The sequence below is a fragment of the Paenibacillus sp. TY11 genome, from assembly GCF_059772165.1.
The window spans coordinates 119,234-143,002 of the sequence record NZ_JCBAIQ010000018.1 but is presented as its reverse complement, the minus strand read 5'-3'; the positions used below and the strand labels follow the sequence as shown (position 1 = coordinate 143,002).

At 47.9% G+C, this 23,769-nt stretch carries 23 protein-coding genes, 1 rRNA gene and 1 riboswitch; of the genes, 21 read left to right on the top strand and 3 right to left on the bottom strand.

Features of this window, described 5'->3' with window-relative positions; all coding sequences use genetic code 11:
- Positions 1-11: 11 nt before the first annotated feature.
- From rrf to AC6EJC_RS19620, 4 genes are all read left to right on the top strand, one after another.
- Positions 12-128 (top strand): 5S ribosomal RNA (gene rrf / locus AC6EJC_RS19635).
- 213 nt (positions 129-341) lie between these two features.
- Positions 342-1,334 (top strand): ketoacyl-ACP synthase III, encoded by a 993-nt coding sequence (locus tag AC6EJC_RS19630; RefSeq protein ID WP_444955406.1) that lies wholly within the window; start codon positions 342-344, stop codon positions 1,332-1,334.
- Positions 1,335-1,460: 126 nt separating this feature from the next.
- Positions 1,461-3,596: a DNA topoisomerase III gene (locus AC6EJC_RS19625; protein WP_444955405.1), complete on the top strand. Its 2,136-nt coding sequence runs from the start codon at positions 1,461-1,463 to the stop codon at positions 3,594-3,596.
- Positions 3,597-3,694: 98 nt separating this feature from the next.
- A complete protein-coding gene (locus AC6EJC_RS19620; protein ID WP_167518699.1) occupies positions 3,695-3,832 on the top strand; it encodes a hypothetical protein in 138 nt (45 codons plus the stop codon).
- Between the two features lie 184 nt (positions 3,833-4,016).
- Here AC6EJC_RS19620 and AC6EJC_RS19615 read toward each other — a convergent pair whose 3' ends face one another.
- On the bottom strand, positions 4,017-5,177 hold the full coding sequence (locus AC6EJC_RS19615; RefSeq protein WP_444955404.1) for a type II asparaginase: 1,161 nt from the start codon (positions 5,175-5,177) through the stop codon (positions 4,017-4,019).
- Positions 5,178-5,641: 464 nt separating this feature from the next.
- Positions 5,642-5,770 carry a DUF4023 family protein gene (locus tag AC6EJC_RS19610; RefSeq protein WP_444955403.1) on the bottom strand — a complete coding sequence of 43 codons (129 nt, stop codon included), beginning with the start codon at positions 5,768-5,770 and terminating at the stop codon, positions 5,642-5,644.
- Positions 5,771-5,963: 193 nt separating this feature from the next.
- Between AC6EJC_RS19610 and AC6EJC_RS19605 the strand changes: the two genes are divergently transcribed.
- The 11 genes from AC6EJC_RS19605 to purF all read left to right on the top strand — a co-directional run bounded on the left by AC6EJC_RS19605 (position 5,964) and on the right by purF (position 16,718).
- Complete coding sequence (locus AC6EJC_RS19605) at positions 5,964-6,227, top strand: DUF1294 domain-containing protein (RefSeq protein WP_444955402.1); 264 nt, start codon at positions 5,964-5,966, stop codon at positions 6,225-6,227.
- Positions 6,228-6,367: 140 nt separating this feature from the next.
- Positions 6,368-6,802 (top strand): universal stress protein, encoded by a 435-nt coding sequence (locus tag AC6EJC_RS19600; RefSeq protein WP_444955411.1) that lies wholly within the window; start codon positions 6,368-6,370, stop codon positions 6,800-6,802.
- Between the two features lie 350 nt (positions 6,803-7,152).
- Positions 7,153-7,254: riboswitch (purine riboswitch) on the top strand.
- A gap of 147 nt (positions 7,255-7,401) precedes the next feature.
- Positions 7,402-7,887 (top strand): 5-(carboxyamino)imidazole ribonucleotide mutase, encoded by a 486-nt coding sequence (purE, locus tag AC6EJC_RS19595; protein ID WP_444955401.1) that lies wholly within the window; start codon positions 7,402-7,404, stop codon positions 7,885-7,887.
- Positions 7,884-9,059, top strand: coding sequence for a 5-(carboxyamino)imidazole ribonucleotide synthase (purK, locus tag AC6EJC_RS19590; RefSeq protein ID WP_444955400.1), 1,176 nt, complete (start codon positions 7,884-7,886; stop codon positions 9,057-9,059). Before purE ends, purK begins: the two co-directional genes overlap by 4 nt.
- A 2-nt stretch (positions 9,060-9,061) precedes the next feature.
- Positions 9,062-10,360, top strand: a complete 1,299-nt coding sequence (gene purB, locus AC6EJC_RS19585) for an adenylosuccinate lyase (RefSeq protein WP_444955399.1) — start codon at positions 9,062-9,064, stop codon at positions 10,358-10,360.
- A gap of 379 nt (positions 10,361-10,739) precedes the next feature.
- The gene (locus tag AC6EJC_RS19580) at positions 10,740-10,868 is read left to right on the top strand and encodes a hypothetical protein (protein ID WP_444955398.1); all 129 of its coding nucleotides are present in this window, start codon (positions 10,740-10,742) and stop codon (positions 10,866-10,868) included.
- A gap of 283 nt (positions 10,869-11,151) precedes the next feature.
- The gene (locus tag AC6EJC_RS19575; RefSeq protein WP_444955397.1) at positions 11,152-12,033 is read left to right on the top strand and encodes a phosphoribosylaminoimidazolesuccinocarboxamide synthase; all 882 of its coding nucleotides are present in this window, start codon (positions 11,152-11,154) and stop codon (positions 12,031-12,033) included.
- A 58-nt stretch (positions 12,034-12,091) separates the two neighbouring features.
- Positions 12,092-12,337: a phosphoribosylformylglycinamidine synthase subunit PurS gene (gene purS, locus AC6EJC_RS19570; RefSeq protein WP_013308797.1), complete on the top strand. Its 246-nt coding sequence runs from the start codon at positions 12,092-12,094 to the stop codon at positions 12,335-12,337.
- A gap of 4 nt (positions 12,338-12,341) precedes the next feature.
- On the top strand, positions 12,342-13,031 hold the full coding sequence (gene purQ / locus AC6EJC_RS19565; RefSeq protein WP_444955396.1) for a phosphoribosylformylglycinamidine synthase subunit PurQ: 690 nt from the start codon (positions 12,342-12,344) through the stop codon (positions 13,029-13,031).
- On the top strand, positions 13,009-15,252 hold the full coding sequence (purL, locus tag AC6EJC_RS19560; RefSeq protein WP_444955395.1) for a phosphoribosylformylglycinamidine synthase subunit PurL: 2,244 nt from the start codon (positions 13,009-13,011) through the stop codon (positions 15,250-15,252). The genes purQ and purL overlap by 23 nt, the downstream gene beginning before the upstream one ends.
- Positions 15,237-16,718, top strand: a complete 1,482-nt coding sequence (gene purF, locus AC6EJC_RS19555; RefSeq protein ID WP_444955394.1) for an amidophosphoribosyltransferase — start codon at positions 15,237-15,239, stop codon at positions 16,716-16,718. The genes purL and purF overlap by 16 nt, the downstream gene beginning before the upstream one ends.
- 311 nt (positions 16,719-17,029) lie before the next feature.
- Here purF and AC6EJC_RS19550 read toward each other — a convergent pair whose 3' ends face one another.
- Positions 17,030-17,242, bottom strand: coding sequence for a hypothetical protein (locus tag AC6EJC_RS19550; protein WP_444955393.1), 213 nt, complete (start codon positions 17,240-17,242; stop codon positions 17,030-17,032).
- Positions 17,243-17,447: 205 nt separating this feature from the next.
- Here AC6EJC_RS19550 and purM point away from each other — a divergent pair, with 205 nt between their 5' ends.
- The 6 genes from purM to AC6EJC_RS19520 all read left to right on the top strand — a co-directional run bounded on the left by purM (position 17,448) and on the right by AC6EJC_RS19520 (position 23,597).
- Positions 17,448-18,488: a phosphoribosylformylglycinamidine cyclo-ligase gene (purM, locus tag AC6EJC_RS19545; protein ID WP_444955392.1), complete on the top strand. Its 1,041-nt coding sequence runs from the start codon at positions 17,448-17,450 to the stop codon at positions 18,486-18,488.
- Positions 18,488-19,102, top strand: a complete 615-nt coding sequence (purN, locus tag AC6EJC_RS19540; protein ID WP_444955391.1) for a phosphoribosylglycinamide formyltransferase — start codon at positions 18,488-18,490, stop codon at positions 19,100-19,102. Before purM ends, purN begins: the two co-directional genes overlap by 1 nt.
- A 130-nt stretch (positions 19,103-19,232) precedes the next feature.
- Positions 19,233-20,780, top strand: a complete 1,548-nt coding sequence (gene purH, locus AC6EJC_RS19535; RefSeq protein ID WP_444955390.1) for a bifunctional phosphoribosylaminoimidazolecarboxamide formyltransferase/IMP cyclohydrolase — start codon at positions 19,233-19,235, stop codon at positions 20,778-20,780.
- 196 nt (positions 20,781-20,976) lie between these two features.
- Positions 20,977-22,242, top strand: coding sequence for a phosphoribosylamine--glycine ligase (gene purD, locus AC6EJC_RS19530; protein WP_444955389.1), 1,266 nt, complete (start codon positions 20,977-20,979; stop codon positions 22,240-22,242).
- A gap of 290 nt (positions 22,243-22,532) precedes the next feature.
- Complete coding sequence (locus AC6EJC_RS19525) at positions 22,533-23,087, top strand: delta-aminolevulinic acid dehydratase (RefSeq protein ID WP_444955388.1); 555 nt, start codon at positions 22,533-22,535, stop codon at positions 23,085-23,087.
- Between the two features lie 372 nt (positions 23,088-23,459).
- Positions 23,460-23,597, top strand: a complete 138-nt coding sequence (locus tag AC6EJC_RS19520; protein WP_444955387.1) for a hypothetical protein — start codon at positions 23,460-23,462, stop codon at positions 23,595-23,597.
- Positions 23,598-23,769: the final 172 nt, after the last annotated feature.

Below are 23,769 nucleotides of genomic sequence, written 5' to 3'. Positions count from 1 at the left end.
GTAAATTCATGTTTGGTGGCGATAGCGGAGGGGTTCCACACGTACCCATCCCGAACACGACCGTTAAGCCCTCCAGCGCCGATGGTACTTGGACCGCAGGGTCCTGGGAGAGTAGGACGTTGCCAAGCAACAAGTAAAAAGGACCATGATCTTCAGAAGATCATGGTCCTTTTTTGCGTTGAAAAACAGTGGAATTTTATTTAAAGTAAGTTGGTTATAAGTTCAAGTGAATAAGTGGATATTAACTAGTAAATACGTGGGCATTTTTAAAATAATTTAGTACCAGGTATTAGTATCTGGTGTTATAATATGAATAAGGATTAAAAAGGAGAGTGATTAGATTGTTGAATTCAAAAGCAAAGCTTACGGCCTTTGGCACTTATGTACCTGAACAAATTTTGACGAACGCCGATTTGGAGAAGCTTGTGGATACTAGTGACGAGTGGATTGTACAAAGAACGGGTATGCGTGAAAGACGCATTGCGGCTAAGGATCAATACGTATCTGATTTATGTATACAAGCTATTACACGTATGATTAACCTGTATGACGTAAATATAAACGATGTTGACATGATCATTGTAGCGACTAGTACACCTGATTACTACTTTCCAAGTACAGCTTCACGTATTCAGGCTCATTTCGATATTCCGAATACGGGGTCAATGGATATTAGTGCAGCATGTGCAGGTTTTTCCTATGGACTTCATTTGGCAAATGGCCTTATTACGAGTGGTCTGCATCGTAAGGTGCTAGTAGTAGGGGCTGAAACGTTGTCCAAAATTACAGATTATACGGATCGGACGACGTGTATACTTTTTGGAGATGGTGCAGGGGTTGCACTTGTTGAATATGACGAGGATGAAGGATCCTTTTTAACTGCGGATATAGGCACTTATGGGCAAGGGGGAGCACATCTTTACCGTGTGGGATTATCTGATCATTTGGATGGAGAGAAACTACATGATCATGGGTTTATTGCTCAAAATGGACGTGAGGTTTATAAATGGGCTGTTCGCTCTGTTCCAACGGGAATCGAACGATTATTGGATAAGGCAAATATGAAGAAGGAGGATCTTGACTGGTTTGTACCTCATAGTGCTAATTTAAGAATGATCGAGTCCATATGTGAAAAAAGCACAGTACCTTTAGAAAAGACGCTGACAAGCGTAGAGTTGTATGGCAATACATCGGCGGCATCGATCCCATTGGCTTTACAGTGTGGTTTGGATGATGGGCGTTTACGGTATGGACAACATGTGTTGTTATATGGATTTGGGGGAGGCCTGACATATGCGGGTCTGCTATTAAAATGGAGTGTGCCTGATTTGTAATTCGTCCTAACCAATGTAGAAGCAATAGTAATAATATATACAATCATGTTAATAAGAGCCGTTGGCATAGATTTATCGTAAGATGGCAGGATGGTATAATTACACTATGAGAGAAAGGAGCGTAACATGAAGGTATTGGTATTGGCAGAAAAACCGTCCGTGGCCAGAGAGATTGCACGTGTGATGGGCAGCCGCGAGAAGCATAAAAGTTATATAGAAGGACCCAAGTACGTGGTGACATGGGCATTGGGGCATTTGGTCGGCTTAGCAGAGCCGGAGGATTACGATTCCAGGTATGCGACCTGGAATTTAGAGGACTTGCCTATTCTTCCGAAGAGTTCCAAGTTAAAGGTACTGCGCGAAAGTAATCATCAGTTCAAAGCTGTACAGCAGCTTATGAAGCGACAGGACATTGGAGAACTTATCGTGGCAACAGATGCTGCTCGTGAAGGAGAACTGCTGGCGCGATGGATCATACAAATGGCAAACTGGAAAAAGCCTTTCCGGCGCTTATGGATTTCCTCTCAGACGGACAAGGCGATTAAGGCAGGTTTCGCGAAGCTATTGCCTGGTCAGCAGTTTGATCGTTTATATGAATCGGCTCGCTGTAGGGCTGAAGCAGACTGGATGATTGGTCTCAATGTAACTCGCGCGTTGACTTGTCGTTATAACGCGCAGCTTTCGGCTGGAAGAGTACAGACACCAACGCTAGGGATGATTATGGAGCGTGAGAAAGAGATTACTGAGTTTCGTTCTCAGGAATATGATACTTTGACGGCGGATTTTGGCGATTTTCAGGCAACTTGGCGGGCAGAGAGCGGGGATTCACGCATGTTTGACCGTACTCAAGCAGAGGCATTGTGCCGCAGGCTTGAGGGGGCCAAAGGCACAGTTGCGAGTGTTAAAAAGAGCGAAAAGAACGAGCCTCACCCGCTGGCGTATGATTTAACTGAGCTGCAAAGAGATGCTAACCAGCGCTACGGCTTTTCGGCCAAACAGACGTCTAATCTGCTTCAGCGTCTGTATGAGCAGCATAAGCTGGTGACCTATCCACGTACAGACAGCCGTTATCTGACATCTGATATGGTGGATACACTTAAGGAAAGGCTCAGTAGTGTAGCAGTGGGTCCGTATGCTTCCTTGGCACGTCCACTATTGCGTAACAACTTGCCAACCACGAAGCGAATTGTGGATGACAGCAAAGTCACGGATCATCATGCGATTATTCCTACTGAGCAGACGTTATTGCTTAATCAGTTAAGCCCTGAGGAACGTAAGCTGTATGATCTGATTGCACGCCGTTTTATCAGTCTGTTTTATCCACCTGCACGTTATGATGCTGTAGCAGTATCGGTAACGGTGGAGCAGGAGACGTTTCAGGTAAAAGGTACAACCATAAAAGATAGCGGCTGGCGTGCTGTATATGACGAAAGTCATTATGAAATGGACGATGAAGAAGCAGAGGATCGGGAAAACAATGGACGGGGCGTTATTTTACCTGAGCTGAAAAAAGGAGATTCCGTCCGGTTACAGCGTTGTCTTGTACGAGCTGGGCGAACGATGCCGCCGAAGCGGTATACAGAAGCAGCCCTGCTCGCCCAGATGGAAAAGCATGGACTGGGTACTCCAGCTACCCGTGCCGATCTGATCGAGAAGCTCGTCAGCTCGGATACGATTGAGCGTCAGGGGAATGTGATGCATCCAACAGGGAAAGGCAAACAACTGATCGAACTGGCGGCTCCACAGCTTCGAACGCCCGAACTGACGGCACGTTGGGAAGCGGAGCTGGAACGGATTGCCCGTGGTCAAGGACAACCGGAACCGTTTTTGAATTCTATTCGTGCTATGGCGAAAGAACTGGTTTCCACTGTGAAAAATAGCAGTGCGGAGTACAAGCCCCATAACGTGACGAATAGCCATTGTCCGGATTGTGGTACAAAGCTGTTGGAGAAGAAAGGCAAGAAAGGTAAGTTCCTTGTATGTCCAAGTGCGGATTGCGGTCACCGTCGTTCAGGGGAAAAACGTTTGTCTAATCGCCGTTGCCCGCAGTGTCATAAGAAAATGGAAATGAAAGAGGGCAAGGCAGGTCTGTATGTAAGATGCCTGCCGTGCGGCATTACTGAGACGTTGGATAAGGACAAGCAACGGGTAAACAAACGGGAACAGCAAAAGCTAGTAAGACAATTTGAAAAGCAGGAGTCTTTTGGCTCCAGTTTAGGTGACTTGCTAAAAGCAGCGATGGAACAAAAACAGGGCAAATAACAGGTGAGCAAAAGTGATGCAAGCTACGCAGTCAGCAGGTATACATCGGTATAAAAACGCTCACTCCTTGGCATGGTAATCCGAGGAGGTGAGTATTTATGCCCAAGCATAAGCCGCTTAAAATCAATAATCAGCAAAATAAATCAAGTATACTGGAAGAAGAAATTGCTCCTCATCCAGAGAAGCAAGCGAAATATCCTCCAAGCTTGAATGGGATTCCCAAACAGCAGTCTTGATGCTAATGGGAGGGACAACGAATTGCTGTATAAGACCAAGACTATTGGATATCAGATGGAGTAGTTATTGATGCCAGAGATTGTCTTGCAAAAAAGAAGCAGCAGTAACGGTGATAAACCGTAACTGCTGCTTCTTTTTAATGAGAAGGATGCTGTATTTTAGCTTGCTTAGGGATTAGTGCTCTTAGTATTCATTAAAGAAGGATTGAATTTGGTTAACATCGTGCGTTTGAGTCAAAGCAAGCATGAGCAAAATCCGTGCTTTTTGCGGATTGAGCGAATCGGTGGAAACAAAATTCGATGCTGCGTCTTTTGTAGACGGGGAGACGACTCCACTTCCCACGCGACTGGAGCGGGCAATAATAACTCCTTTTTTACCTGCGGCCTCTGCACCTTCTGAGGAGGTCTTGGACAAGGAACCATTACCGGAACCAGCTACGACAATACCTTTGGCACCAGCCGCTACGGCTGCATCATACAGATAGCGGCCGTTGTTTTGATACTCGTATAAAATATCTACTTGCGGAAGTTGGGTCAGATTAGAGATGTCGAATACAGAAGAAGTCGTATGCTTGTGTGTGGATTTGTTGTAATAGTACACTTGATCACCCACAACAGCTCCCAGGTATCCCTGCTCCACAGACTTGAACGTATCGACTGCTGTTGTGTTTGTTTTGGTGATGTATCTTGCTGCACCGATACGGTCGTTCAGCAGTACGAGTACACCTTGACCTTTGGAGGCCGAAGCCCCGGCAACTTTCACAGCATTATAAAGGTTGAAGGGACCATCGGCACTGATGGCAGTAGCTGGACGCATAGAGCCAACGACAACTACTGGCTTATCGCTCTTGACGACAAGATTGAGGAAATAAGCTGTTTCTTCTAATGTATCTGTACCATGTGTAATGACAATACCGTCCACATCGTCTCTGGCAAGCAGTTCATTGGTACGTTTGGCAAGTTTTAAGAGGATCTCATTATTAACGTCGGGGCTGCCTACGTTAACAACTTGCTCACCACTGACATTTGCAATACTTTTCATCTCAGGAACGGCATTGATCAAGGTTTCAACACCCAACGCGCCTGCTTTGTAGCCGGTTGTATCGGTATTGACGGCAGATGATCCTGCAATGGTCCCTCCCGTGGCAAGTATTTTAATATTGGGTAAATGATTGGCTTGTGGATTTTCAGATTTGTCCGAAGTCGTAGTGGTAGAAGTAGGTGCAGATGTGCTGGTTGTAGCTGCTGTCGCAGCGTTGGCGGTAAATCCACCACTCCATAAGGTACTACCGAGAATAAAGCTGGCCAACAGGGGAATCATCGTCATTTTTTTCATGTTAGTCATATAAAGCTCCTCTCCAATGTCAAACCTCAAATATCAATGATAGATTAACTGACAAATATTTTGTCGAATTACGTTAATACCACGAATTATAGAGTGAAAAATTGTTTTTAGTCAATACATATGTTAGGAAATATGACTTTAAAACTTATTTATTAAAAATGTAATCGTTTTTTTGTGTGTGGTAGGTGTATGTAGTAGGTGATAATGATGTATCTGGGTCTGTCGCTGGTACTGCCGGAGGGCGATTTCTACAGTCGGTTGTTTGTTTTAAAGGCGACAAGCTAAACAAGAATAATTGCAAAAACAAAACAACAAGCAGATATCTCATAAAGAGTCTGCTTGCTGTTTTTGTGGAAGGTGAACAATTGAGTTTAGCTTTAATTTCATTCAAAGGGAAAACTACAAGGTTAAGTTGATATTTTACGTTAATAACGTGGTTCTACAGCTTAATACAGATTCCTTGATCAGGGATTGTTGGTATGCTGTTTTGTCGGCAAGCTGGCGCTGGGAGTTCCTTTTCCTTGTTTACGGTTGCGTTCTGCCTTTTTTGCATTTTCTCGCAGCTTTTCAACGTATTCATGGGTGCTTTCCATCGCAGTTCCTCCTTCAGACGAAATAGATGCAGTCGGGGATTCCCCTCATACCACGTTACTATTTCCGCAAAAGCACGATCCCAGTCAAGGGAGGCGTTGTTTCTGTAAAAGGGGTGGGGTTATAATGAGGGGGAGAGCGCTATATAAGGCCTAATACCTGAACTTGGTACGGTGTGCAAAAGGAGGAGAGACATTGCAGACAGGCTTGTTGGTATGGCTGCTGTTTATCAATGCAGTAGGCTATCTGGTAATGTCGGAGGATAAAAAAAGAGCGCGTAAGCATCGTGATCGCGTGCCCGAACGGACGCTGTTTTTACTGGCCCTGATCGGAGGAGCATTGGGCGTGCTGATCGCGATGTACCGCAAACGCCATAAAACGCGACATATGAGCTTCAGACTCGGTATTCCTGCGTTGCTGTTTATTAACGCATTGCTATATGGATATTTTTTGCGGTAAAGCCGGGGTTTAGGTTCTTATAGGAATGTTTAATGATGAGTAAGGCGGCTATTCCAGCGTCCACGAATGTATTGTGCAAGCGTGCAAAGGAATACATATTTCAAACTTGGATTTAACAAACTGAAAAAGAGGTGTATATGATGCTATTTTCAAAAATATTGCTTGCTTATGACGGTTCGGATGCAGCCAACAAGGCCTTGCTAAAGGCAGCTGAATTAACCAAGGCTTCACTGTCCTCGAAGCTTGAGGTCGTAACGGCGTTTGATTTCCCGCGAATTTTCATGGGCGAAGGTTTGGCCCCGATTCCAGCTTCGATAAATAAAGAATATTACGATTTGGCGGAGCAAACCACGGATGAAGTTAAAAGGCGACTTGCTGAGCAAGGCGTAGATGCCAAGGTGGAGCTGATTCAAGGTTCGCCAGCCGAAGTTATTTTGGATTATGCCAATGAAAATGGCTTCGATGTGATTGTGATCGGTAGCCGCGGCTTGGGTGGTATTCGTGAGTTTGTATTGGGCAGCGTGAGTCACAATGTGGTTCAGCATGCGCGCATTCCTGTGCTGGTCGTAAAATAACTGAATAAAAAAGTAAAAGTCGGATTACTGCCTGTACAGGAAGTACCGGCTTTTATTTTTGTCAGTAGAATGCGGTGCTGGCTATTATCAGTGTAGGTAGAAGAGATAGCTAAATGTAATGCAATATTCCTGACCTGTGGGTATATAAGGGTTTTTATTTTACCAAACACGAACATTCAATTATATGGTTATAATAATGTTCGTTTTCAAGTTGACATAAGGTGTAGGGAATTGTTAAACTATGAAGTGTATTGTCGATAAAAAATGAACTTAAGGTACAATTTAATAAGGTACACATGTTTGAGCTGAAACAGACCACGATCATGCTTGTAAAGAATATCGTTTGGGATGGAGTAGGCACAATGCTAACTCGTATAATGCCGGGGATATGGCCCGGAAGTTTCTACCTGGAAACCTTAAATTTCCGGACTACGGGAGACATACGGCTGAAGCCGCATTGGATGCGGTGGAACAGGCTTGCTTTTGGCATGCCTTTAAGAGGCTCTGTCGTTTGTTTTTCGTAGTCCGGTGTCTTGAAAATAACGTTATTTTCGAGTGCCGGATTTTTGGCGCTTATTGATAAACAGGGAGTGAAGGACATGTCAGTGCAGGTCGCTGTCATTATGGGCAGCACATCAGACTGGGACACCATGCAACATGCATGTGCTGTGCTGGACGAGCTGGAAATCGGATATGAGAAAAAGGTAGTCTCAGCCCATCGCACACCGGATTTGATGTTCCGTTTTGCAGAGGAAGCTTCTGGACGCGGGTTGAAAGTCATTATTGCTGGAGCGGGTGGGGCTGCGCATTTGCCAGGGATGGTGGCCGCGAAGACAGCACTGCCAGTCATAGGTGTGCCTGTTCAGTCGAAGGCTCTGAACGGCCTGGACTCCCTGCTCTCCATTGTGCAGATGCCGGGTGGTATTCCGGTTGCCACGGTAGCAATCGGTAAGGCAGGCGCTACGAATGCAGGGCTGCTGGCCGCACAAATATTAGGTGCTTTTGACGAAAAAATAAGCCAGCGGGTCTTGGCAAGGCGCGACCGTATCCGTGATGAGGTGCTGGAAGGCAGTGACTCGCTATGAATGGGGCATGTGAACCCGCAGGCCGTATCCGTCCTCCTGGTACAATGATTGGACTTTTGGGAGGCGGACAATTAGGAAGAATGCTTGTAATGGCGGGAACAAACCTGGGATATCGCTTTGTGACGCTGGACCCTGCACCTGATAGTCCGTGTGGACAGGTGTCAGAACAAATCCTCGCTGCCTATGATGATGAACACGCGGCCAGAGAGCTGGCTGGGCGGTGCGATGTGATCACGTATGAGTTTGAAAATGTGGACGCGGGTGTGGCTGCGCTTTTGGAACAGGAATCCAGCGTGCCGCAGGGCAGCAGTCTTTTGTACACAACACAGCATCGTCTGCGAGAAAAGCGTTCTATTGAAGCTGCTGGTGTTCCTGTTGCTCCGTATCGTGAAATCAGTAGTTCTGCGGATATGGTTCAAGCGGTAGCTGAACTGGGTGTGCCGTGTGTGCTCAAGACAGCAGTCGGTGGTTATGATGGCAAGGGACAAGTGGTCATTCGCCAACCAGAGGAAGCCATAGCTGCCTACGAACAACTGGCTGGAAGCGGTGCGGAACTGGTGTTGGAACAGTTCATTCGTTTTCGCTGCGAAATCTCGGTGATTGTTGCACGCAGCACGAACGGTGAAGCCAAAGCCTTTCCACCTGCGGAAAACATTCACGTGAACAACATTTTGCACACGTCGATTGTACCTGCGCGCGTGCCAGAACCTGTTCAGGAGGAAGCGCGCAAGTTGGCGCTGGCTGTAGCAGAGTCGTTGGGTGCGGTGGGACTGCTCGCTGTGGAGATGTTTGTCACCGAAGACGGACAATTGTACGTTAATGAGTTGGCACCACGACCGCATAACTCCGGTCATTACACGATGGAGGGATGCGCGACGTCGCAATTCGAACAGCACATACGTGCGATTTGCGGTTTGCCCTTGGGCAGCACGAAGCTGCTGACTCCGGTCGTGATGGTCAATGTGCTAGGCGAGCATTTGGAGGACGTGGTTCGGCGGTTTGTGCAATCGGATGCTGAAGCTGAAAGATTGGATGTTGTACCCAAGTTGCATTTGTATGGAAAAAGTGAAGTCAAGCCAGGCCGAAAGATGGGACATATTAATCTATTGTGCCAGGATGCGGAACAAGCGCTGGAATGGATTGAACAAACCAATATTTGGGGGAATAAATAATCATGATCGAACGCTATAGCAGACCGGAAATGAGAGCCATTTGGACGGAAGAAAATAAATTTAAAGCATGGCTGGAAGTAGAACTGTGTGCCTGTGAAGCTTGGGCAGAATTAGGGGTTATTCCAAAAGAGGATACCGTGGCTCTGCGTAAGAATGCAAGTTTTGATATTGAACGGATTTATGAAATTGAGCAGGAGACAAGACATGATGTCATTGCTTTTACCCGCACGGTGTCCGAAAGTCTTGGCGACGAGCGCAAATGGGTACATTATGGTCTTACCTCCACAGACGTGGTTGATACGGCACTGGGCTATCTGTTAAAGCAGGCGAATGAAATTCTGGAACGTGATATCTTGAATTTTATTGAAATTTTGAAGGAAAAGGCATTGGCGTACAAGCATACACCGATGATGGGGCGCACACACGGAGTACATGCTGAGCCAACAACGTTTGGACTGAAGATGGGATTGTGGTACGAGGAAATGAAGCGCAATCTGGAACGCTTCCGGTTTGCGGCTGATCAAGTGGAATACGGCAAAATGTCCGGCGCAGTGGGAACGTACGCCAACATTGATCCGGCTGTAGAAGAGTTTGTATGTCGCAAGCTGGGCACCAAGCCTGCTCCCATTTCTACACAGACGCTCCAGCGCGACCGTCATGCTGAATATATGGCGACATTGGCGTTAGTAGCGACATCGTTGGACAAATTTGCTACAGAAGTCCGCGCTCTGCAAAAAAGTGAATTCCGTGAGGTGGAAGAAGCCTTTGCCAAGGGTCAAAAAGGATCTTCCGCGATGCCGCATAAACGCAATCCGATTGGCAGTGAAAACATCTCCGGTCTGGCGCGTGTGATTCGTGGGCATATGGTATCTGCGTATGAGAACGTAACGCTGTGGCATGAGCGCGATATTTCGCATTCTTCCGTGGAACGTATCATTCTGCCGGATGCAACAATGCTGTTGAACTACATGCTGAACCGTTTTGGCAATATCGTGAAAAATTTGACGGTCTTCCCTGAAAATATGAAGCGCAATATGGCGCGTACGTATGGTGTACCGTTCTCCGGCCGTATTATGACGAAGCTGATCGACAAAGGCTTCAGCCGTGAAAAAGCTTACGATACCGTGCAACCGCGTGCTATGCAGGCGTGGGAAGAGCAACGCCAATTCCGCGAAATCGTTGAGGCGACTCCGGAAATTACCGCCGTACTCAGCGCGGACGAAATCGAGGACGCGTTCAACCCGGCATGGCATCTGAAAAACGTAGATACGATCTTTAAAAAGCTGGGATTAGGGGAGTAGAGGGAAAGTTGGTGCGTGCGTGGAGGGCATAAAGAGTGTGGGGAGTCCGCTGCGCGAACGGATCATTCTTCCGATTGCTGTTACCCCTGGATTCCTGTGATTGTATAAGACCAGATAATGGTTGGAATCCAGAGGCAAAGGCAAGCGCTAACGCTTCTCCAGAACGATTCCGTCCGCTAGCTGCTTCCAGCACCAACCCTCATGCGGGAGTAGGGAAAGGGAGGTGCGGCACATAAGAAGCCGCACCCCAAAGAGCGCTAGAAAAGCGTGTTCCACTGCTTTTTCTAGCGCAAAGCAACGTTCTCGTGAGGGCTGCCGAATTTGCGTAGCAAACAGCCCGCGGCCCTCCCGAGAACGCGCAGGCTCAAGGAGCGAAGCCTTGAGCCACCGTATCCGTGCGCAGGCGCGGTACAAGCGCACAACAGGCGAAGCCTTAATGCTCGGCTGCATGACATGCCGAGCTACGGCCACGGCCGAATATTTGCGGCATGCATGGAGCCGCTTGTAGCCGTAAGCTGCATATAAAATTGCAGCTAAAAGCTTTCAACGCCGTTACGATGTCATACTCGTAAAAACGTCGATATACACAACGTAAAAGCGTTGCTGGATAAGGGCTTGTACCAACAAGCCTTCATCCAGCGGAACGCGCTCACTCCACCGTAGCTACAAAATAGACCACCCCACCCCGCTCACCAGCCAACCCTTGCGGGAGTCCCGAGGGCAGCAGCCCTGGGGGTCCTCCCCGAGGGGAGGATTTAGGAGGGGGACAAGGTTTGAGGAGGAAGTTAGAAATGTCATTGTCTACTGCCGAAGGTCTGATCCATGCGCCGTTGCTCTACAAAGGCAAGGTGCGTGAGCTGTATGATCTCGGAGAGCATTTTCTGATTGTTGTGACGGACCGGATTTCGGCTTTTGATTATGTGCTAGAGCCACCCGTGCCGGAAAAGGGGAATGTGCTGAATAAGCTCAGCGCTTTCTGGTTTGAACAAACGAAAGACTTGTTGGAAAACCATGTCGTGCACACCGATGTGAACAAGCTCGGGCATGTAATCGACGAACAGAATAAAGAATTGCTGAAGGACCGGATCATGGTCACGCTGAAAGCTGAACGCATCGACATTGAGTGTGTGGTGCGCGGATATATTACCGGAGGCGGCTGGCGTCAGTATGAGCAGAACGGTGAGGTGAATGGCATTCCATTGCCAGAGGGGCTGCGTAAAAATGAGCGCTTTCCCAAACCTTTATTTACACCGGCTGCGAAAAACGACGTCGGACACGACGAGGACATTTCTCTCCATCAGATGAAAGAGCTGGTCGGGGTTGAATTGACAGATGAGCTTGAGGAAAAGAGCTTGGCGTTGTACGAATTTGCACGTGCTTTCTGCGAGAAGCGGGGGATTATTTTAGCCGATTGCAAGTTTGAGTTTGGTCTTGTTAACGGAAAGGTTATTTTAATTGACGAAATTTTCACTCCGGACTCATCCCGTTTCTGGGCACAGGAAAAGTATGAGCTGGACGTCGAGATTGACAGCATGGACAAGGAGCCGGTGCGAAGCTATTTGGCAGCATCCGGTTGGGACAAGAACAGCAAGCCCGATCCGTTGCCTGTTGAGGTGGTAGAAGAAACAACTGCAAGATATACGGATATTTGGCGGCGTCTGACGGCACAGTAAATAGTAATCATAATTCAACCAATAGGATTCACTCATTCAGAGGAGGAACTGAAGGAACATGATGAAAGCAACGGTCTATGTCACGATTAAGCAAAGCGTTTTGGATCCGCAGGGGGTCGCGGTGCAAGGCGCACTGCATTCTATGGGTTTCGGAGAAGTGGACAGCGTCAGAATTGGTAAGTATATGGAATTGAACCTGGATACAACAGACCGCGAGAGTGCAGAAAAGCGCATCATTGAGATGTGCGAAAAGCTGTTGGCTAACACGGTCATTGAAGACTACCGCTACGAACTGGAGGGCTAATTCCATGAAATTTGCAGTTCTGGTTTTTCCGGGCTCCAACTGTGATATTGACTGCTATAAGGCGGTAGAGGACACGGTCGGTGAACCTGTCGATTATGTTTGGCATACTGCGACGGATCTGTCGTCTTATGATTGTATTCTTGTTCCAGGCGGCTTCTCTTACGGGGACTACCTGCGTTGCGGCGCGATTTCCCGGTTTGCCCCGGTGATGAAGGAAGTAGCCAAAGCGGCTGCTGAGGGCAAATATATTTTGGGTATTTGCAACGGTTTTCAAATTCTGACCGAAGCTGGTCTACTGCCGGGTACTTTGCGCCGTAATCTGTCGATGAAGTTCCTTTGCCGTGATACGGTGTTGAAGGTCGAGAATAACAAAACGCCTTTTACAAAAGATTATGCTGCTGGTGAAGAGATCATCATTCCGATCGCACACGGCGAAGGCAACTATTACTGTGATGATGAGACGCTGGCTCGCTTGCAGGCGAATAACCAGATCGTATTTACGTATAAAGATAATCCCAACGGTTCCATGACGGATATCGCAGGGATTTGTAACGAGCAAGGTAACGTACTGGGCATGATGCCCCACCCGGAACGCGCGGTGGACGCATTGCTTGGAACGGATGACGGTAAACGCATGTTTACATCTATTTTGAACGCTTGGAGGGATCGACATGGCGCAGCAAGTGTCCGCTAAGGAACCAACGGCAGAGCAGGTTGCCGAGCATAAACTGTATCAGCAGATGGGCGTGTCGGACAGCGAATATGCGTTGATCTGTAAATTCATGGGACGTCAGCCGAACTATACGGAGATTGGCGTATTCAGTGTCATGTGGTCAGAGCATTGTGCTTACAAAAACTCCAAGCCGCTGCTGCGTCGTTTTCCAACGAGCGGTCCGCGAGTTCTGATGGGACCCGGCGAGGGAGCAGGTATTGTAGATATCGGTGACAACCAAGCGGTTGTATTTAAAATCGAAAGCCATAACCATCCGTCGGCTGTGGAGCCTTTTCAAGGGGCAGCGACTGGGGTAGGCGGTATCATCCGTGATATTTTCTCCATGGGTGCAAGACCTGTTGCGGTGTTGAATTCCCTGCGTTTTGGCAAGCTGGAGAGCGACCGTGTGAAATATTTGTTTGAGCATGTGGTATCCGGTATTGCGGGATACGGGAACTGTATCGGTATTCCGACCGTAGGTGGCGAGGTTGTATTTGATGAAAGCTACGAAGGCAATCCGCTCGTCAATGCAATGTGTGTCGGACTGATTGACCATGATAAAATTCAGCGTGGTGTTGCTAAAGGGGTCGGTAACCCGGTGTTCTACGTGGGACCGCCGACAGGTCGTGATGGGATTCACGGAGCAACATTCGCATCGGTTGAGCTGACGGAGGAATCCGAAGCGAACCGGACTGCGGTTCAAGTAGGCGATCCCTTTATGGAGAAGCTGGTTATGGAATCATGTCTGGAACTGATAGACAGTGGTATTGTGCTGGGTATTCAGGATATGGGCGCGGCAGGACTTACCTGTTCCAGTGCGGAGATGGCGAGTAAGGCTGGCAACGGCCTCGAGTTGTATCTGGATCAGGTACCGCAGCGTGAAGAGGGTATGACACCTTATGAAATGATGCTATCCGAATCACAGGAACGGATGCTGTTCGTAGTAGAGCCTAAGGATGAAGCACAGGCGCTTGAAATTTTCGAGCGTTGGGGCGTTATTTGTGCCAAGGTCGGTAAAGTGACGGATGATGGTCGCTTGCGTTTGTTCCATCACAATGAAGTGGTGGGAGATATGCCAGTGACAGCGCTGGTCGACGAATGTCCGATTTATGACAAGCCTTCCGAAGTCCCTGCTTATTATGAGCAAAATGCTGCTATTGACACACTTCGTTATGCAGAAGTGACGGATTTGAACGGTGCGCTGAAAAAGGTGCTGTCTTCACCAAGTGTAGCCAGTAAGAAATGGGTATACGAGCAGTATGACTACATGGTTCGCACTAGCACAGCCGTTCGTCCGGGATCGGATGCAGCTATAGTGACCGTGCGCGGAACTCGTAAGGGACTCGCCATGACTACAGATTGTAACGGACGTTACGTATACCTTGATCCAGAGGTAGGCGGACGGATTGCTGTCAGCGAAGCAGCGCGTAACATTGTATGCTCGGGCGGCGAGCCTTTGGCGATAACGGACAACCTGAACTTCGGTAACCCTGAAAAGCCGGATATTTTCTGGCAAATGGAAAAAGCCGTAGACGGTATGGCAGAAGCTTGCCGTGTACTGGATACACCCGTCATCGGGGGCAATGTTAGCTTGTACAACGAAAATGCCAAAGGTTCCATCTATCCGACGCCTGTAGTCGGTATGGTAGGTCTGGTACATGATACGGATCATATTACGACACAAGGCTTCAAAGCCGAAGGTGACGTGATTTTCCTGGTGGGGGAAACGAAGGCCGAGCTGGGAGGCAGTGAGTTCCAGGCAGTCGTACACGGTGTATCCGAGGGACGTCCGCCTGAGCTGGATCTGAACGTAGAGAAAAAACTGCTGACTGCGGTACTGGGAGCGATTCAGGCTGGATTGGTACAATCTGCGCATGATCTGGCAGAGGGCGGATTGGCTGTGGCGCTTGCCGAATCCGGGATAAGCGGCGGATTGGGAGCACAGGTCAATGTAGAAACGACATTGCGTCCTGACCATGCTTTGTTTAGCGAAAGCCAATCCCGTATTTTGTTATCTGCATCGCCGGATAAAGCGTCTGCGCTGGAAGCACATCTGCGTGGTTTGGAAGTGCCAGTTACTGTATTAGGAAAAGTTGAAGGATCACAATTGACAGTTGAGGTGAACGGACAACCCGCTTTGAATGAGGCAGTCGCCAGTTTGAAGCAAATCTGGGAGGATGTCATTCCATGTCTGATGAAATAACAGCACGGATGTTGTGGACTGGAGATTATTATAATGAAGGCTCTGGTAAAGAGGGGCTGTTTGATAAATTAAAAGAGGAATGCGGCGTGTTTGGGGTGTACAGACATTCCGATGCCGCTTCCCTAGCATATTACGGATTACATGCGCTCCAGCATCGCGGGGAGGAAAGCGCAGGCATTTGTGTGAGCAGTGGCGATGAGTTCCATTATCATCGTGGAATGGGTCTTGTAAAAGAAGTATTCAATAAAGACTTGATGGCTTCGCTGACAGGCGATATTGCCATAGGACATGTGCGCTACTCGACAAGTGGAGACAGTAAGCTGACAAATGCACAGCCGTTGGTGTTCAAGTATCGTGATGGCGATCTGGCAGTAGCGACGAACGGGAATATCGTGAATGCTTTGCAAATCCGGCAAGAGCTGGAGCAGGGCGGGTCTATTTTTCAAACGACAAGCGATACAGAAGTAGTAGCGCATTTGATCGCCCGGTCGTCCAAGGATTTGGTGGAGGCCGCGAAAGATGCATTAAAGCGTATTGTTGGTGGATTTGCTTTTCTCATTATGACCAACGATAAACTGCTGGTCGCTTCTGATCCTAACGGCTTGCGTCCGTTGACGATGGGCAGACTGGGAGATGCATATTTGTTTGCTTCCGAGACCTGTGCTTTGGAAACGATTGGAGCAGAGCTGTTGCGCGATATCGAGCCGGGTGAACTATTGGTATTGGACAAAAATGGACTGCACGAAGACCGTTACAGTGAAGGCAAGCATCGTAAAGCACTGTGCGCGATGGAATATATTTATTTTGCTCGTCCTGACAGTGACTTGAATGGCTCTAATCTTCATGCTGCACGCAAAAGAATGGGTAGCCAGATGGCGTTGGAAGCTTTTGTCGATGCGGATTTGGTTACCGGCGTACCGGACTCCAGTATATCGGCTGCGATTGGTTATGCAGAGCAGACGGGTATTCCTTATGAGCTGGGCATGATTAAAAATAAATATACCGGACGTACCTTCATTCAGCCGAGTCAGGAGCTACGCGAGCAGGGTGTAAAAATGAAGCTGAGCGCTGTACGCCGGGTTGTTGAAGGAAAAAGAGTCATTATGATCGACGATTCTATCGTCCGGGGCACCACGTCCCGTCGAATCGTGAATATGCTACGGGATGCGGGTGCACTGGAGGTACATGTACGTATTACGTCGCCGCCTTTCAAAAACCCGTGCTTCTACGGTATCGACACGCCGGATCGTCGGGAACTGATCGCTTCGTCCAAAACCGTCGAGGAAATCCGTGAGGAAATTAACGCCGATTCGCTCTACTTTATGAGCGCCGAGGGTTTGATTGCCGCTGTAGGTGGATATAACGAACAGGATTACAAAGGCGGCTTGTGCCTAGCCTGTTTTGATAATGATTACCCGACTCAGGTAGATTTCAAAGGTGAAGAAAAGTTCGGATGTAGTTGTTGAGAAAAGGGAACAAAAGAGGTACAGCGGTGCATGGCAGGTATGGGGATGGCGGTTCTGAGGGGCCACTCCGCGTGTGGAAGGTTCTTACGATCGCTGTTGCCTCTGGATTCCTGGAATGGAATAACCCCTAACAGGGTTGGAATCCAGCGGCAAAGGCGAACGCTTCGCTTCTCCAGAATCCTTCCACCCGCTCCGTTCCTCAGATGTGCATCCTTTTTGTAGCAGTGCCTGTACCTCTTTTGTTCCCACCGGGAAGAGGATAGGTAAGGTCGTTAAAAACTCATGGCATAACTATTTCATGCCATGAGTTTTTAACGGAGCGGTGACTCGTAAAAAGTCACTGTGCTTTTTAAGATTGAGCCAGCGAAGCGAAGCTCAATAGCAGGCAAGGCGAAGCTGCCTGCCTCAAAGGGCAAAGAAGCGAGCCGCTCGTAGGCGCCGCTCACTTCTTTGCCTGGCACGTCCCCGCCTTTGCGAAGCAAACAGCCAGGGATGTGCCCCGCCGCCACTGCATAGGCGGCCACGCACCAAAGCGTGTCCTTGTGAATTGCGGGAATGGCCCGCAATTCACAAGGACAACACGCGACTCACAGCACGAACCAACCACCAAGCAGCACCCAACCTTACACATCTGACCGATTCTTGAGGGGTCCAGGGGGAGCAGCCCCATGGAATCCTCCCTGCTAGGGAGGACTTAGGAGGGTCAATCATTTGAAGGAGTGTTCATGAATGTCCGAAGCATACAAAAACGCAGGGGTAGATATCGCTGCGGGTAATGAAGCAGTAGAACGGATGAAAAAGCACGTTAAACGTACCTTCCGTCCCGAAGTGCTCACGGACTTGGGCGGATTCGGTGCGCTGTTCGGCCTGAATAAGGATAAGTACGAGGAGCCTGTACTCGTTTCCGGTACCGATGGTGTCGGCACGAAGCTAAAGCTTGCTTTTGCAATGGATCGTCATGACACCATTGGCATTGATGCGGTTGCGATGTGTGTAAACGATATTGTCGTCGGGGGCGCAGAGCCACTCTTTTTTCTGGATTACCTCGCTTGTGACAAGGTTGTGCCCGAGAAAATTGAAGCTATAGTCGCTGGAATCGCAGAGGGCTGCCATCAATCGGGCTGTGCGCTGGTCGGTGGTGAAACTGCAGAAATGCCGGGGATGTACAGCGAGGGTGAATATGATATTGCTGGATTCACGGTAGGGATTGTAGATAAAAGCAAAATCATTAACGGTAGTTCCATTACTCCAGGAGATACAGTTATCGGACTGGCTTCCAGCGGAGTACACAGTAATGGCTTCTCACTGGTTCGCAAGCTGTTATTGGAACAGCAAGGCTATGATTTACATGATGAAATCGAAGGCTTGAACGGCAAACTGGGCGATGTATTGCTGGAGCCAACGAAAATTTACGTAAAATCGGTTTTGGCCTTGCTGGACAAGGTAAAAGTAAAAGGCATGGCGCATATCACAGGTGGCGGTTTTATTGAAAATATCCCTAGAGTGTTGCCGGATCACGTCAATGTGGATATCGAATACGGCGCTTGGCCGATTTTGCCGATCTTCCAGCTCATGCAGGAAAAAGGCGCAATTTCCAATAAAGACATGTTCACAACCTTTAATATGGGGATTGGAATGGTTATCGTTGTAGGCGAAGAGCATGCACAGACTGCACTGGAAGTTCTGAAGGAACAGGGCGAAGCCGCTTATGTGATCGGAAAAGTAACGGAAGGCAGTTCTATCGTGACCTTTACGGGAGTCGAGGTGTAATGAGTGAGTACCGGATTGCTGTTTTTGCATCAGGTGAAGGGACGAATTTTCAGTCATTGGTGGATGCGACCGTGCGAGGAGAACTGGGCGGCGCCTCGATAGAACTACTCATCTGTGACAAGCCTGCGGCTCCTGCCGTAGCCAGAGCACAGAAAGCCGGAATTGCGTGTCATACTTTTCGACCCAAGGAATATGCTGCCCGCGAAGACTATGAGCGTGAACTGCTGGCTTTGCTGGAGCAGAAATCGATTGATCTCATCGTGTTAGCAGGCTACATGCGTTTGCTATCCAGTGTCATGGTCGATGCCTATGCTGGAAAAATCATCAATATTCATCCGTCGCTGCTTCCGGCATTTCCAGGGAAAGATGCTGTTGGACAGGCATTGACCTATGGGGTCAAGGTAAGTGGGGTCACCGTTCATTTTGTGGATGGGGGGATGGACACGGGAGCCATTATTGCCCAGCGTGTCGTGGAAGTTCACGACCATGATACAGCGGAATCCTTATCCGCAGCCATTCAATCCGTGGAACGTCAGCTATATCCAGAGGTAGTTGGCAAACTGGCCCAAGGCAAAATCCGATTAGATGGTCGCAAAGTGATTTCACTTTTCTAAGAATGATTGTAATTTGTCATATCATTGGCATATCAAGGATGCTGTACAGGCATTTTCCGATATTTCTCGGGAAATAAAATGATAAAAGAGAATTTTGCAAAATTCTGAAAGAGCTAAAGGAGGAGACAGGGTGAGTATTAAAAGAGCGCTTGTCAGCGTATCGGATAAACGTGGGATCGTGGAATTTTGCCGCGAATTGTCCAAATTGGGTGTGGAGATCGTTTCGACAGGGGGAACGAGCAGCTTGTTGTCGAAGGAGGGCATTCCTGTTATCGGCATTTCAGAGGTGACGGGATTTCCTGAAATTATGGACGGACGTGTTAAAACACTCCATCCTGCGGTACACAGCGGCTTGCTGGCTGTTCGGAATAATGAAGAGCATCAGCGTCAGATGAAGGAGCTCGGCTTGGGTTATATTGATCTGGTCGTTGTGAATCTGTATCCTTTTGCGGAAACGATCGCTAAACCCGGCGTAACCTACGAGGACGCGATTGAAAATATCGACATCGGCGGTCCAACGATGCTGCGTTCTGCGGCAAAAAATCATGCTTTTGTAAGTGTGGTGGTCGATGCTGATGACTATACCACAGTGCTGGAGGAAATCCGTAAGGATGGCGATACGGAGCTGAATACCCGTAAGCGTTTGGCCGCAAAAGTTTTCCGTCATACGGCGTCATACGACGCTTTGATTTCTGATTATTTGTCGAATGTGACAGGCGAGCCGTTGCCTGAGCGTTACACAGTAACCTATGAAAAAATTCAGGATTTGCGTTATGGCGAAAATCCGCATCAGCAGGCGGCCTTTTATCGTCAGCCATTGGCAGCCAAAGGTTCACTGACAACAGCGAAACAGCTTCACGGTAAGGAACTGTCCTACAATAATATCAACGATGCTAACGCTGCACTGCAAATCGTCAAGGAATTCAGTGAACCAGCCGTGGTGGCGGTAAAGCATATGAACCCTTGCGGCGTGGGAATCGGCGGAAGTATTTATGAAGCATACAGCAAGGCGTATGCGGCTGACCCAACTTCTATTTTTGGCGGCATCGTAGCGGCTAACCGAATTGTTGACGGCGATACAGCGAAGAAGCTGAGCGAAATCTTTTTGGAAATTGTACTGGCACCGGGCTTTACGAAAGAAGCACTGGAGATTTTAACGAAAAAGAAAAATATACGTTTGCTTGATCTGGGTGATATGTCTCCATCTGAACAGCCAGAGAGCCGTTTCGTTGTGACATCGATTGAAGGCGGCATGGTCGTTCAGCAAAATGACATTCATGCTCTGAACCCGGATGCACTTACAGTTGTAACGGAGCGTGCGCCGTCCGAAGAAGAACTGAAACAGCTTTTGTTTAGCTGGAAAGTGGTTAAGCATGTGAAATCCAATGCCATTGTATTAGCGGCAGACAATATGACCATTGGCGTGGGTGCAGGACAAATGAACCGTGTTGGAGCGGCCAAGATTGCTATTGAACAGGCTGGAGAAAAAGCAAAAGGCGCAGTGCTGGCATCCGATGCATACTTCCCGATGGGCGATACGTTGGAGTTGGCAGCTAAAGCAGGCATCACGGCAGTCATTCAGCCGGGCGGCTCCATCAAAGACGAAGAGTCCATCAAGGTTGCTAACGAATATGGCATTGCCATGGTCTTTACGGGCGTGCGTCATTTCAAGCACTAACTTGCATGAGTTGAGGATGCAGTAGCATCTTCACACCTGGGGATTTTGCAAAAATCCAATAAGCGACTTCTGATGAACAATATATAGATCGAAGTGGTCTAGTTCGTCTATATATTGCACTTGGAAGCGGCTGGAATCGAATTTTGCAAAATCCTGGACCTGAACGATCATAATGGGAGCGGGAGGAATCACCTGAATGGATATTTTGGTTATCGGAGGAGGCGGCCGCGAGCATGCAATTGTGTGGGCGCTGAAGAAAAGCCCCAAGGCCGGACAAATCTATTGTGCGCCAGGCAATGCTGGCATCGGACAGTTAGCGGAGTGTGTGCCGATTCCGGTGAGTGAGTTTGACGCGCTGACAGAGCTGGCGGAATCCAAAAAGGTCGGACTTGTCGTGGTTGGCCCCGATGATCCGCTGGCAGACGGCATTGTGGATGCCTTTGAAGCGAAAGGCATTCCAGTATTCGGACCGCGTAAAAATGCAGCGGAAATTGAAGGCAGCAAAATCTTCATGAAGGATTTGCTGCACAAATACCATATTCCGACAGCAACCTATCGCAAGTTTTATACCTACGAGGAAGCACAAGCTTACTTGAAGGAACAACCGATCCCGGTCGTCATCAAGGCAGACGGACTGGCAGCAGGCAAAGGGGTAACGGTCGCTTACTCGATGGAGGAAGCGGAAAAGGCTCTCTCCGACATTATGGTGACCAAGGTGTTTGGTGAAGCCGGGGCGCAGGTCGTGATCGAGGAATTTCTGGCCGGTCAGGAAATGTCGATTCTCTCCTTTGTCGATGGTGAAACGGTTCGTCCGATGGCGGCGGCGCAAGACCACAAGCCGATTTTTGATGGTGACAAAGGGCCGAATACTGGTGGCATGGGTACGTATTCTCCATTGCCGCACATAGCCAATTCCATTATTGAGGAAGCCATTGAGACGATTATCAAGCCGACGGCAAAGGCAATGGTTGCTGAAGGCCGCCCGTTCCGGGGTGTCTTATTCGCCGGATTGATGATATCGCCTGATGGCAAGCCGAAGACGATTGAGTTTAACGCACGCTTCGGTGATCCGGAAACTCAAGTTGTGCTGCCTCGTCTAAAATCCGATCTGCTCGATATTTTTCTCGCTGCTGTGAATGGCACACTGGATCAGGTGGAGATCGAATGGAAGGATGAAGCGGCGGTGTGCGTGGTGCTGGCTTCTGGGGGCTATCCCGCAGCTTACGCCAAAGGTATACCCATCCACGGACTGGACCAGGCAGACGAAGCCATCGTGTTCCATGCCGGAACAGACATCAACGAACAGGGTGAGTGGGTAACGAACGGCGGACGCGTATTAGGGGTAGTCGGCTTGGGACGTGATATTGCCGGGGCACGGGACAAAGCTTACGAACAGGCGGCTCGTATTACTTTTGAAGGTAAACAAAACCGCACGGATATCGCGGCAAAAGCATTGCTGTAGCAGCGATATAAAGGATAAAGAGAACCTCTGTGGGGGTTCTCTTTTTGTTTAAAGAAAATAAAGTAGCGGACTGAAAAATAAAGTATTAGATTCATGATGCCTAATTAAGCTAAAGGGCAGTTCAACGAAACTTTCAAATTAATTGAAGCGTATGATATTTATTTATACAAAGGAAGTGAACTGTAAGTGACTGTAGAATTATAACGTTCAAAAGCGATTACTTTCATTGCTAGGGATCCACCAATGGATCATAAATTAACAGTAAAACAGCTCTTTGGAGGAACGCTAAAATGAGTAAACCTGTGGTGAATGTTGCATTGGTATGCGGCCCAGATTGTGATATGGAAAGTCAGGCAGTCAGAGCAACACTAGAGTACTTTGGAGCGAGAGTCTTTATGTATTGGGTTGGTAGGCCAAACGATTTTATCTCTGTTTTATCTGGTGATGACCTATATGTAAATACTGATCTGGTTATACTCAACTTTCATGGTAATGAAGGGAAATTTGTTATGCCAGAGCTTGGAGATGATATCTATGAAGAGGGTGAACCTGGAGGTGACTTTGGCCCACACGAAATTAGTAGTTTTGCTAATCTGGAAGGTAAAGTGGTCTTTGGCAATGGGTGCTCCTTAGGTGATCCAGCACTAGCCAAAGCATTTTTGAACGCAGGTTGTAGAATATATATCGGACCTGATGACTATCCGAACGGTAATGATGCACTTATGTTCATCTTACGATCTTTTTACGAAATAATAGAGCATGGCAAAGATATCAAAGAGGCGTATGAGATCGCATCCACATTAAGTGTTGAGATGTCTATGTATAAATATTATGAACACGACTGATTGAAAAGGGTGCGTGAGAACCTAAATCGTCACTTAGCTAACGGGAAATGATAGCACAGAAAGAAATTAAATCAACAGCAGTCGGATATTCTGGCTGCTGTTTTCAACTAACGGGCCGACAATAGGGATCATTCCAAAAATGCTGACGATTCCTTTTTTTGTATACCTTTAGGGACAATAGAGAACGGAAAAATTTATAAAGACTCATGAAGCCTAATTAAGCTACGGGCAGGATAGTTATAAATATGTTAAAATAAGGGCGAATAAAATCAGAGGTGATTTAATGTTCAATCCGAAGATCTTCTTCTATTAGTTGTGTCTAAGGTCATGGCTTCAAATGCCAAAATCTAACCCGGCACAACGGGGATGAAGATGTTTACACGGGAAGAGATTCAATCCTGGGAAGATGAGAAACAGCGTAGTCTGGAGATCAATAATAAGCCCAAAGATCCAAGAAAAGAGAAGCTTAAGGATTTCCGTAAAGGAATCAAGAGTGTTCATTACAACTAAGAATGTAAAATAGCAAGAAAAGATGATTATCGTCTGTATAGAACAAAAATGAAACGACTGATGCGTAGTGAAGAATACGAGCTCCTACACAGTTACAAACGAACGAGTGGTTGGATTACTTGGTAAATGAGGTAGCCCTTGAATGAACTCATCCTATTGTTGAAGTGACTAG